The following is a 12,548-nucleotide window of genomic DNA, read 5'->3' as shown; positions in this document are numbered from 1 at the left end:
ATTCCTTTGCTTTTTCTTGGTATTATTATACCACTTTTAGCGCCATAACGCTACTATTTTCGAGTTGAAATGGCTTAAAAAAGCCATTTCACACCATCATCCCGAGTTTACTCACACGATTTTCAGGCTATCAAAAGCAGCTGTTCTCAAGGGTCATCGCCACCGGCTGGAGGGCTTTTTTCTGCTCGATTTCAAGACCCTGAAGCAGCCACTGCAGCTGCTGGCCGGTTATTTCTCTGACTTCTGATGGGGTTCTCGGCCACTGGAATTTCATGCCGTTGAGCAGCTTCTTGCTGGCCAGAATAAAGCCGTTGCCGTCGTAACGTAAAACTTTAAGGGCATTTCTTTTCCGGTTGCAGAAGATAAAGGCACATGCCTCCGAAAATGGATCCAGCTTAAACTCCATGTTGACAACCATGGCCAGTCCATCCATCTGTTTTCTGAAGTCGGTGGCACCACAGGCAATGTAGATATGGGTTGTGCCTCTGATAAACCGATCCATCATGACTGTGAAAGCTGCCGGATAAACTGCGTTGCCAGAGAGATATCATGGTGATCCGTAAGAACCATCTCAAAACTCCGCCAGCGGATAATTAGTCCCGCTTCCGTTATTCGCTCAGCAGCCGTCGCCGGCATTTCCAGTTTTGCAAACAGTGGTGACACGGTATTTTTTTCGACCCTGTCCATCTTATCTTTTTGGATCCGCTGCTTCCAATAATAGAAGGTGTGTTTACTGATCTGATTTTGACTGCACCAGGCATCAATGGTCATTTCACTGTTTGACTGTTCTTCGAAACGCTCTTCCCATAGCTGTCTTTTTGATTCGTCCATTATCTCTAAACCTCCTGAACCTCTTTTCAGGTTAGTTTACACTAATTGGACCGGTTTTTCACTACGCCATCTTATGAAGCACTTACTTAAAGTCTTGGAAAAAGATTATCAACAAAACGAACTCTTGCAAATGATTATAATTATTGATGAAGAGACCATCATCGAACCCGCTAACGCTAATATAAGAATGTAAAGTTTATAAGTTGGTGTCAGTTAAACGGCTCCTAGGTTACCAAGACAATGCCTTGAAGTGTCTTGGTAACCAGTATACCCCACTGCTCGCTAGATGCAAACTTATAGTTTGTAAATCGGTGTCAGGCACGCTTATCTATGGCCGTTTTTCGGAGGTTTCACAGGCACTGCTACCCTCTTAACTTTTTCTCTAAATATTTTTTTGCATTTCCAAACGATATATTATCGGGAATAAGGTTCTCAATATCTTTCCAATCAATTAAGATAAAGGGTATGTCATTTGCCTGATTAACCAAATAATTTCGTAAAGCCTCATAGTTGCTATTTTTACAATTTTTCTTTTTCTTTAAATTATAATGCTTTTTATCTGATATTAGCAACACTTGAATCCCTGTACTTGTCCCGATGTTTTCTTGTGCGAAAAGAATTCGTTTCTGATTTTTTTCAACATCTTTGCCAAACCCAAAATCTGTGAGATACTTGGCTTCAATGGCAATGAAATTATTCGAACCACCTATGAATATATCGGCAATTTCACCTTTCAAGCTACATTCATAGCAAGAAAGTCCTTTTTCCTTTAAAATCTGCTCGACGTGATAATCAAAGAAAACCGTTAAATTTCCATTTTGAGCATCTTCCTTTAAACCCTTTAAATCTGCAATCACATGTGTTTTTTCATTAGTTTTAAACGCTTCACATGTCTCTCCATATTTCACACTAAGGCATTCAATGAATCTCAGAGGTAAGTCATTCTCTGGAATCAACTCATTAAAAATAACCCCGGCAAATATTTTATAATAAAGATTTCGCTCTTTATAGGACTCTTTATATTTTTTTTCGTGTGGATTCGAAAACAGCATATTTTTCACTCTTTCAATGATAAACCAATTTTTAGCCAGTATAAATTAGTGTCAAGCACGGGCTCTTGTTAAACAACTATTCATTGATATTTATACTGTTCCACTCTCTTTTCTTTCTGTTAAACTACATTTTGCGCACATTGTCGACTCATTGTATCACCCTTTGGTGTATTGCTTTTTAATTCATCTCTTATTTTTATAAAATTTTTAATGTTATTAAGTGTTTCATTATAGTCTGCACCAACTCTAATTTCCTAATATTTTTCTTTAACCGAACCATTTCGACAATGATCTCACAGAGGGGTAGTCTTCGCTAGACAAATCCTCTGGTGTGGATACGTCATCCAGCACATTTTCAAGCACTTCATTGGAGTAGTGCTAATATGGCACCAGAAAATCCGGGATTTCGTGATGCAGCCTTCCGCATTTGCATTTAAGACGACGTATAAGTTGGTGTCAGACACGGTCACTATCATGGCCGTTTTTCGGAGGTTTCACAGGCACTATCAGCTCTGGTTTAAATCTGACTCTTTAAGTTAATAAAATACTGCCATATTGCTTTCTGATCCTCCGTGTATTTGTATTTATTACTGCTCTTTTTTCCATAAAAAAATCTATCTAAATATCTTATACACACTTTATATGTTTCTTCCATTAAACAATGAATGTCTATATCCGTGTCTTTGTAGTAAACACGGATTGAGAGACTTACTAAAAACAACGTTTTCCAACACAATTTTTTGTAAAGTTCTCTAAAGATATCAAGATCATCGCATATTTCTAGCCCTTTTATAATTTCATAAAAACCCTCATGTTGTCCTATCCTTCCCTCGAAAGTCGCATAATACGGCATCTTCTTTTGAACTAATTCCCCGATACTCGTATTTTCAAACTCAGTTTTTTCTGCCTTTCCCTCTCTCACCAAGACTAAGTCTAATCCCAAAATACTTGAACACTGTGCAAGTTTAATTTCCCAAACCATATGCGGGTAGTAAAAACAGGTTTCATTGACCAGATTATTTTTTATAAACTCAATTAAGTCATTCTCAATCAACCTTTTTCTGCAATAAATATTTCCGGATAGATAATTGGACGTCAACATAAATTTTCTTAGAGCTTCGATTCCCGACCTAACAAATCCAACATATGGTACTAACCCCTGTTTGTCTGATCGAACCCTTATTATACCTAGTTCTTCACTATTTTCACGCAAAATAGTTATTAAATCTTCTAGTTTTTTCAAATCGACTAAGTCTTCATCACTCAACAATAGTATGAATTTCCCTTGCGCAATTTCTGCTACTTTACAAATGTTTGCAGCCATTCCTTTGTTTTCCTCAAAAGAAAAATAAGTTAATCTGCTGTCATTAATCATGTCTATTTTTTTATAATAATCTTTTGTATCGTTACTTGTTCCATTATTGGAAACAACTACTTCAATTTCTTCATCAAATTCAGAATCTAAGCAATGGAGCACATTTTCGTATGCACGATGCCCTCGATTATAACTGGGTATACAAATACTCAATAATATTCTATCGCCAAATCGATTTTTTTTCTCTAATCGAAATTTATGAATTTCATTATTTAGTTTTAGATAGTTATTCTGATTTTTTAAGTCACCTATATAATTACGCGGAAAAAACGATCCAAATGTTTGAAAAAAATATTTAAATTGATCCCATTGAGTGAAAACAACTAATTTTGAATGTTGATTTGCATCTGGTAAAATTCCCTGAAAGTAAGAAAGTAGTTTTCCAATATTATTTGCCATTACATATATGTTCTTACTCGTATTGCAGATATTTTCCAAACACTCTTTAACATCATTCCACGATCCATGATTAACTAGAAAAATGTCACTGTTCGGGATAGCTTGTCTATTTTCTGATTTGTTAACTGCAAATGATATTTTTTCTTCAAGTAAATTTGTTTCCTTATTATATAAAAAATACTCGTTTTCACTGCCAGTTGTCACTAACCAAAATGGTAATTCTTCAAAAGAATGCTTATTGTCTGTATTAGCTAGCTGTATATTTGCAAGATTTGATAAATAATTTGCTTTAAATTCCTCAATATTCGGTTCAATAAAAGCTTCATAAATAAATTTCTTTTTCTTTTTAACCGAATAACCATACTTCTGTGCTTTAAAATATTGCTCGAAAAATTTGCTATATTCAGATATGCTGAATAAAAAATATGCAAAACTTGCGTAATAATTCGCAACGATTCGATTATTATTTTGGTTGTTTTCTGAAAAAGAATAATGATCTGCTTCGAGATCACTATCTATCTGATTAAATTCTCGATAAGCTTCGTGAAAAAGACCGTCTTCAACTAATTTGTTTACCTTATTAACCGATTCGATCAGTTCTTCCGTTGAATATTTCATTTGTGCTTTCCACCTTGTTCACACTCACAAAATAAGTGCAATCCTTCTTCTAATTTGATCTCAGCGTTCCAACCAGGAAGGATCTCACCTTTATTCCAAATCGACATAACCTCTCTATTACGATAAGATTTTGCTCCCCATTTAATGTCTAGTTCGGTTTTATTAACCATCTCATATAAAATAACTAGTTCCTTCAAAGTTACCGTTTCTTTAGCACAAATTGAGAAACTTTTATTGACATGCCGCTCATTATCAGAAATTAAGATTTCCGCAGCTATTATATATGCTCTTACCACATCATTAATAAAAACTAAATTCACTTCCTGTTCTCCAGGTGTCATTTCTAAACTAGCGCTATTTTTATCAATGTCTTTTATCAGGTTTAAAACCTTAGGTCGTTTATCATTCGGTCCATATGTATCAAAAAGCTCTAAGGTAATAGAGTGAACACCAAACGCCTCATTGTAATACTTCAGTATTGAAAAAAAAGCTTCTTTTGACGCAGCATAAAGATTTACAGGATTATATTGCTCATTTCCAAAATGTTGCCATGAAGTACCCGTATTTACAATATTGGCAGTATTTGTTCTAGTCATAGCTTCTAGAATTTGGGTTGCAAATAGAACATTACTATTTATTATGTCGGGTATATCGTTTATATCATGTTGTACAATCACTTTTGAGGCTAAATGAAAAACAACATCTGGCTTTATTTCGTCGAACAAATCTACCATTTTATTCAAATCATTATCAAATTCAAAAATTTCTACTTCATTTTTTATGTCCTGAATATAATGAAAAGACGAAGTTTTTCGTACTACGATTATGACTCTCCATTTCTTTTTCAAAAGCTCTCTTAATAAACTCGATCCAATGTAACCTGTTGCTCCCGTTAAAATAGCCTTTTTTATCATTTTTTACCTGTTTATTCTTTCCATCATTTTATTAATCTGTCTAGTACATTCGCTGTAAATATTATCATCTTGATATTTTTTATACCAGTTTATTGTCATCTCAATACTCTCTTCAATCGTAAATTCAGGTTTCCAACCAAGTTTAGAAACCGCTTTGTTAATATCTAAATTTAAAATTGTCGCTTCATGAATTTTATCAGGAGATTCATACAAGCTCACCGACCCACCACCATAAGTTACTAAGATAATTTCAACGATTTCCTTAACAGTAATCATAGATTCAAAATTCGGGCCAAAATTCCAGGCCTCACTGAATGAGGCCGGTTCTTCACTCATTTTTTTACCCAGCATAAGATAACCACCTAATGGTTCCAATACGTGTTGCCATGGTCTAATTGCTTCTGGATTTCTGATTTTAATTGGTTCTTTTCTTTCCATAGCCCTTACGCAATCTGGAACTAAACGGTCTAAAGCCCAGTCCCCACCACCAATCACATTACCTGCTCGAACACTCGCTATAGCCTTTTTATGTCGGTTGTAATTGTTAGGATTAAAAAAAGAAGAACGCCACGAGTTTATAGCTAATTCAGCACATGCCTTAGAAGACGAATAAGGATCATACCCACCTAATGGATCAACCTCGCGATAGCCGCAGATCTGCTCTTTGTTTTCATAGCACTTATCTGTTGTAATCATGATGCCAGTTCTTACTGATTCGGTCGTTCTGATCGCTTCTAGAACATTAATTGTTCCCATAACATTCACGACATAAGTTTCCACGGGTATAGAATAAGAAAGCCTGACAAGGGGTTGTGCTGCTAAGTGAAAGACAATTTCCGGTTTATACTGAGTAAATACATCTTTGAGCTTATCTGTATCTCGGATATCGCCCCGAATATCAATAATTTTGTTACCAACACCTGATAAAACAAAATTGTCGTTTTCTGTATTGGGATCAAGGGCGTAACCAATTACATTTGCACCCAACTCATTAAGCCAAATCGAAAGCCATGAACCTTTAAAACCTGTATGTCCAGTAACTAAAACTGTCTTTCCCATGTATACATTATCAAAACCTTCCATATTTACCAAACTTTCCAAAATGCATTATTCGTTCGCCAAAGTTTCTCCAAATATGCCAGATCTCTTTCGTGATCCATACAGGCCCAATAACCTTCGTGTTTATATACAGATATTTTTCTCAGTTTTGCAAGTTCTTCAAAAACTCCAGTTTCTAGATCACAGCTATCATCCGTTGTTAAATAATTCAATAATTCTCGATCAAACACCATAAAGCCACCGTTTATAAGGCCTTGGGATGTCTGCGCTTTTTCTTCAAAAGCTTCTAACATATCATCATCCGCCACTAACTCTCCAAATCTCGCTGGTGGATGAACACCAGATAATGTTACCATTTTTCCCGTCTTTTTGTGAAATTCAATCAATTTAATGATATTGATATCTGCAACACCATCACCGTAGGTCAACAGATTAACATCATCAGTCAAGTATTTTTCAATTCGTTTCAGACGAGCTCCTTTTAACGTTTCAAGTCCCGTATCTACAAGTGTTATTTTCCAAGCTGTCTCATTATGGTTGTTATGAAACTCCATAGAGTTGTTTGATAGATCAATTGTAAAATCATTGTTTTGGGGCTCATAATGAAGAAAATAATCCTTAATCACATCTCCTTTATAACCCAAACAGATAATAAATTCGTTTATTCCATACTCGGCATATATCTTCATAATGTGCCATATAATCGGTTTTCCACCTACTTGAACCATTGGTTTTGGAATCGTGCTTGTCAAACTGCCAAGCCTGGAACCATATCCACCTGCCAGAATAATCAGTTTAATTGTAATCCCCCCTAAATAGAATTTAGTGCGTCTTTGATCGTAACGATCATTTTTTCAATTCGCGAATTCGTTAAACCAGGATATACCCCAACCCAGAAAGAATTATTCATAATTAAGTCTGTGTTGGTCAGATTTCCTACTACACGATACCCTGTTTTTGTCTTTCGCATCTCGTCAAAACACGGATGATTGAGCAAATTGCCTGCAAAAAGCATTCTCGTTTGTATGCCATTTTTTTCCAGATATTGAACAACTTTATTTCGTACCCCGCTTTTTTTACATGTAATTAAGAAACCAAACCAACTAGGAACTGAGTTCTTTTCAGATTCTGGTAGAATGATATGCTCCTCCATACTACTCAAACCTTCACGCAACGCAATAAAATTACTTCTTCTTTTCTCAATAAAAGAAGGCAACTTTTTTAGTTGAGCAACTCCAATTGCGGCCTGCATATCTGTAGCCTTAAGATTATACCCAAAATGAGAATATACATACTTATGATCATATCCCATTGGTAACTCCCCGTACTGTCTGTCAAAACGATGTCCACAGATATTATCCTGACCAGATGGACAAATACAGTCTCTTCCCCAGTCTCTCATAGAGCGCATTATTTTATGTAAAAGCGGATTATCCGTATAAACCGCTCCTCCTTCACCCATTGTCATATGATGTGGCGGATAAAAGCTGGATGTACCAATATCACCTATTGTACCGGTATACTTTTCACTACCACCAAAGTTGTATTGTGATCCCAATGCATCACAATTATCTTCTATCAACCACAGTTGATGTTCTTTGCAAAACTCACTTGTCATTTGTAAATCGAAAGGATTGCCAAGAGTATGGGCAACCATAACTGCTTTTGTTTTTTTTGTTACGGCTTCTTGTAAAAACTCGGTATTAATATTATATTGTGGTATCGTTACGTCCAAAAAAACCGGTATTGCACCATATTGAATAATCGGTGTAACTGTTGTCGGAAAACCAGCAGCCACTGTGATCACTTCATCACCAGGCTTAATTGCTTTTTCACCCAATAAAGGAGATGTCAGCGCCATAAATGCAAGTAAATTGGCAGACGATCCCGAATTCACTAAACTACAATATTTCACACCTAAAAACTCAGCAAACTCATTCTCAAACTGATCTGTGTAACGCCCTGATGTCAACCAAAACTCAAGCGCGCTGTCAACTAGATTAACCATTTCATCTTGGTCATAAATACGTTTGGCATAAGCGATGCTTTTATCCACATCTTCATTTTTTTGATTATGAAAATTCTCATAATATTCTGAAATCATTTTAAAAATTTCACTTCGTGCTTCTTTCTCTGTCTTCATTCTAGCCATAAAATCCTTTTCACTTATTCTTAGAGCAACTAAAAACACTCTTACTGATCCAATTCCTAAAATACTTCATTTTCAAATATTAAACTAATTAAAAATTTGGGTAATTCGATAATTTGATTGTCTATAAAGCATGCAAAAATTGACCTTTTCCTACTATTACTAGATACCATACTTATTTTATTTATTTGACATTCTCATTTCGATAATGGTTAAGGTGACAAAACTCAATTTAAGCCATTAATCATCGAATATTGGTCTTGCCATATGTATTTCATTCCTATTGTATAAAGAATTGTTCAAGATTACTTTTGTCACTCTAAATTAATAATAGCTTATTAAACTTCTCTGTATTTTCAAATCAAGAGTTTTTCTAAACTCCCCATACTCAATTGTCCTATCATTGGGCAGTTTAATTTTACTCTCCATACTTATTTCAAAGTGTGGTATTTTTCTGTCATTGTTTAATTCTAGGATATCTCTATATAGTATAAGTTCTTTTTCAACGTTTTCAAAGATAAACTTAGTTCTTACTAAATCATCAGGTGTATCTACTGTTAAACTTGCATATTCTTTCAGAAAGCTATCATCTTTAGGTAATGTTACCAATGTCTTGTATTTCGCCGGATCAAAAATATAATAAAACAAGTATTCACTTTTATCTGGTTCGATTGTTTTATAGCATCGTTTAAGTGCATCAATATCTATTACTTCAGCAGTAGTACCAATTGGCAGTTTTTCTGCCCGAGAGTATTCCGCAGATGAGGCAATATGTGCTTCTAATGTCAACTCAAGAATTTTCGGATCTGTGAAAACATTATCAGCAGTTATCCTAAGTAGATTATTCGCTTCTTCTTTCTCGCCGATTTCTAACATTCTATCAATAACTGATCTTTCACTTCCATAATGTACTTTAATACTATTTTGAACCGCAACATCACCTAAAATTTTATCATCAGGGTGATTAGATGTAGCTATATAAATTTCATCAATACCCTTTACGGATTTAATTCTATCAATTATATGTTCAATCATTCGTTTCCCCTTGATTTCCAACAACACTTTTTGGGGCAATCGTATAGAATTTGTTCGAGCAATAATACATGCAACTGTTTTCATTTTAACCTAACTCATCTCTTGAAATAGAGTGATCTTTAAAAACGTCTTTTCTTAATTTCTTTCCAACTAGTTCGTCATTTTCAAAAATCAAAAAATCACTGATCATATTAGACCTTTTGAACCTAATACTATCTCGTTCAAGTATATGTCCTTCCTTAAAATCATCAGTATATACTGGTATTTTCCTAAAATTAGCAGCATATTCTTTTTCCGAATCACTCATTCCTTCTTTACATTCTCCTAGTGCTTCATAAAGCGACATCAGTTTATTCTTTATTAGAATAATTCTATTTGCGTCATAAGCAGTTACATAGTCAGTTCTCTTCTCACCAAATTCCAGAACAAAATGTAATTCTAATATATTAATACCCATTCCGTAAACCATGGTTATTATATTCTCTTTTACTTCACTGTTATGCTCAGTGTGATCTGCATATCCAAATTTCACATTAAATTTTTCTGTAAATAGATTTATTCTTTTTAGACGAATTGCATCTATACTCGTTGGAAAATTTTGAAATCCATACATGAAAACTAGTTTATTTCTATCATATTTTGCAAAGTACCTGTTAAATAAATAGTCAATTTCAAGAATTTCAAATCCACTTATACCGATAATTAACGGTATATTCTCCGTGTTACAAAACTCAATTACCTTTACAAAGAATTTATCATCCGGAATACAACTTGGATGGATCTCTATAGCCAAGATTCTATCTTTTTTATTCTTTGCAATCTCCAGTGCTGCATTGTCAAGTACAGCTAAAATAATATTTGTATTGTTAATATAAGCATAATCAATAACCTCATTCCATTCTCCTTCACTCAATAACCACTTATCAATAGTTTTATAAATCGAATTTAAAGGAGTTAGGAAATCATCTTTGTTAATTAATAGTTGAAATTTTAATGCAATATTTTTCTGGTTACTCAAACTATCTATCATTTGTTTTAGATAGTCTTTTGATCCTTCATGACTAAATGCTGTTTCAGCGATTATAAATGGCTCTTTTGAAAATATTTCCAAAACTTTTTTGTCTATCATCAAATCAAATCACCCCAATCAAGAATCTCGTCTTCTATCATATCCCTATTTACCTTTCTTCCTATAACATATTTTTCTTCATCAGGCCTTATATGTGTGCCCGGCCTTTTGAAAGTAATATCTTCTTTATTTATTCGTTCACCAACTTTTAAATTTTTTGTCAATACTATGCTTCTTCTGAATTTTAATTTCTTAATTTGTTCAGCTGTAGAAACTGTTCTCTCAAAACTACCTAGTGCTTCATTTACAATCTTACTCTGCTCGACAATAAACTTCATTTCTTCAGGTTCTGCAGAAACTTCATGGTCCCAACCAGGTAAATCTTTATCTGTTGTGAAATGTTTTTCAATAATAGCAGCACCCAGTGCAACAGAAGCTATTGGCACAGACACTCCGATAGTATGGTCAGAAAATCCAATCGGATAACCTGGAAATATCTTTTGCAAAGAAGTAATATTATTAAGGTGGATGTCTTTTCCTTCTGGAGGATAAATTGAGATGCAATGAAGAATTATAATTTCTCTATTACCAACCGCCTCAATTGTTCTAACTGCAGTTTCGATTTCAGATAATGTAGACATTCCAGTTGATAATATGATTGGTTTCCCTTTATATGCAATATATTCTAATAATCTTAAATTGTTTATGTCCATCGATGCAACCTTAAAAAACTTCACATCAAGTTTTTCAAGCAAATCTACCTCATCCTCAGAAAAAGGCGTTGAGCAAAAATCTATGTTTTTTTTGTCACAATACTTTTTTAATAAATAATGTTGTTCTTCGCGCAAGTAGTACTTATCGACCATTTCTTTCAATGATCCAAAGTGTTTTTTAGGAGAATCATCATACTCTTGATTTTTTTCATACTCTGTTTGCGAAATTAAAGATCGATTTGACCAAGATTGAAATTTTACGGCATCTGCACCACAATCAACTGCTGAATCAACCATCTTTTTTGCCAAATTCATATCCCCATTATGATTCGCTCCAATTTCAGCAATAATATATGGTTTACCATAATTTTTTATTTTTTTATAATTAAACCTCACCAAATTAACTCCTTCAAATATTTTTCTATTTATACTTCCCCACCAATATTGATTGTTGGTTGTCAAGTTACTTAATAGTTTATCAGAATATTTATCAAATGATAAATTGAGTTCGAAATAAAATTTGTATAATTCCGAATATCGAAAATCAATATTAAGAAGATTAGAATAATGATCAATTTTAATCTCGATTTCTTTTTTTAGACCCTGTATGCTATCATCAAAATCACCTGCAATATTTTTGTCATGTATTCTATAATAAGTCTTGCAGTTTTTAATTTTTTTACCCATATGGCCATATAACAACAACAGAGAGAAGATCATCCAATCAAAAGCCTCTGTTTGCATATTTTTAAACATACTTAGCATTTTAAAACTAATTTTATTCAAATTTAAAGCTGTATTGCTAAGCCCAAGAAAGTTTGTCTCCATGATAGGATTAATTTCGTTAATAATCACTGGCAAATTACAGAAAAACCTATCTCCGCTACCCATATAGTACAAATCATTGTAAAAGAAACTATAAATAGGATCAAAATTTGATTCTATTTCACTTATTCTATTCTTAGAAATAGTATCATCAAAGTCAGTTAACACTAAAATATCATAGTTTTTTTCTAAGGCTACTCTAATCAAGTCAATTCTGAGTTCTGGAATTGTACTATTAAGTTTACTATTTACTAGTTCAACTTTATTATCTAAAGCATTACTCAAAACATCACATTGTTCTCTACTTAAATCATCATTTAGAAGCAGTACATCAAAATCTTTAGTGCTTTGATTGTTAATAGCTACAACATAATCTTTATAGTATTTATATGATGTTTTATATATAACTGTTCCTAAAGCTATTTTCATAATTATTACAATTCCTTTTATCGCATACTTAAGATACAAAACTATCTGAAGCGTTTTTCTTAAAACACCGTGCTAATTTG

12 protein-coding genes are annotated in these 12,548 nt (G+C 33.7%); all 12 read right to left on the bottom strand.

Annotation, left to right across the window (positions count from 1 at the left end; all coding sequences use genetic code 11):
* Positions 1-130: 130 nt before the first annotated feature.
* On the bottom strand, positions 131-505 hold the full coding sequence (gene tnpB, locus ACIZ62_RS05360; RefSeq protein ID WP_414151388.1) for an IS66 family insertion sequence element accessory protein TnpB: 375 nt from the start codon (positions 503-505) through the stop codon (positions 131-133).
* The gene (tnpA, locus tag ACIZ62_RS05355) at positions 502-831 is read right to left on the bottom strand and encodes an IS66 family insertion sequence element accessory protein TnpA (protein WP_414151387.1); all 330 of its coding nucleotides are present in this window, start codon (positions 829-831) and stop codon (positions 502-504) included. Before tnpA ends, tnpB begins: the two co-directional genes overlap by 4 nt.
* Positions 832-1,193: 362 nt before the next feature.
* A complete protein-coding gene (locus ACIZ62_RS05350; RefSeq protein ID WP_414151386.1) occupies positions 1,194-1,883 on the bottom strand; it encodes a hypothetical protein in 690 nt (229 codons plus the stop codon).
* Positions 1,884-2,261: 378 nt separating this feature from the next.
* On the bottom strand, positions 2,262-2,330 hold the full coding sequence (locus ACIZ62_RS05345) for a DUF6431 domain-containing protein (protein ID WP_414151840.1): 69 nt from the start codon (positions 2,328-2,330) through the stop codon (positions 2,262-2,264).
* Positions 2,331-2,400: 70 nt separating this feature from the next.
* On the bottom strand, positions 2,401-4,275 hold the full coding sequence (locus tag ACIZ62_RS05340; RefSeq protein ID WP_414151385.1) for a glycosyltransferase family 2 protein: 1,875 nt from the start codon (positions 4,273-4,275) through the stop codon (positions 2,401-2,403).
* Positions 4,272-5,189 carry an NAD-dependent epimerase/dehydratase family protein gene (locus ACIZ62_RS05335; RefSeq protein WP_414151384.1) on the bottom strand — a complete coding sequence of 306 codons (918 nt, stop codon included), beginning with the start codon at positions 5,187-5,189 and terminating at the stop codon, positions 4,272-4,274. The genes ACIZ62_RS05340 and ACIZ62_RS05335 overlap by 4 nt, the downstream gene beginning before the upstream one ends.
* Positions 5,190-5,192: 3 nt before the next feature.
* Positions 5,193-6,272, bottom strand: coding sequence for a CDP-glucose 4,6-dehydratase (gene rfbG / locus ACIZ62_RS05330; protein WP_414151383.1), 1,080 nt, complete (start codon positions 6,270-6,272; stop codon positions 5,193-5,195).
* A 2-nt stretch (positions 6,273-6,274) separates the two neighbouring features.
* Positions 6,275-7,033, bottom strand: a complete 759-nt coding sequence (gene rfbF / locus ACIZ62_RS05325) for a glucose-1-phosphate cytidylyltransferase (RefSeq protein WP_414151839.1) — start codon at positions 7,031-7,033, stop codon at positions 6,275-6,277.
* A gap of 26 nt (positions 7,034-7,059) precedes the next feature.
* The gene (gene rfbH, locus ACIZ62_RS05320; RefSeq protein ID WP_414151382.1) at positions 7,060-8,400 is read right to left on the bottom strand and encodes a lipopolysaccharide biosynthesis protein RfbH; all 1,341 of its coding nucleotides are present in this window, start codon (positions 8,398-8,400) and stop codon (positions 7,060-7,062) included.
* A 321-nt stretch (positions 8,401-8,721) separates the two neighbouring features.
* Complete coding sequence (locus ACIZ62_RS05315) at positions 8,722-9,516, bottom strand: cytidylyltransferase domain-containing protein (RefSeq protein ID WP_414151381.1); 795 nt, start codon at positions 9,514-9,516, stop codon at positions 8,722-8,724.
* Between the two features lies 1 nt (position 9,517).
* Entirely contained in the window at positions 9,518-10,561 is a 1,044-nt protein-coding gene (locus ACIZ62_RS05310) for an N-acetylneuraminate synthase family protein (protein WP_414151380.1), read from the bottom strand.
* Positions 10,561-12,468, bottom strand: coding sequence for an N-acetylneuraminate synthase family protein (locus ACIZ62_RS05305; RefSeq protein WP_414151379.1), 1,908 nt, complete (start codon positions 12,466-12,468; stop codon positions 10,561-10,563). Before ACIZ62_RS05305 ends, ACIZ62_RS05310 begins: the two co-directional genes overlap by 1 nt.
* Positions 12,469-12,548: the final 80 nt, after the last annotated feature.

Origin of the sequence: Acetobacterium carbinolicum, from assembly GCF_047456275.1 — a bacterium.
GTDB classification, from domain to species: Bacteria; Bacillota; Clostridia; order Eubacteriales; family Eubacteriaceae; genus Acetobacterium; species Acetobacterium carbinolicum.
This window is presented reverse-complemented; position numbering and strand designations above follow the sequence as displayed.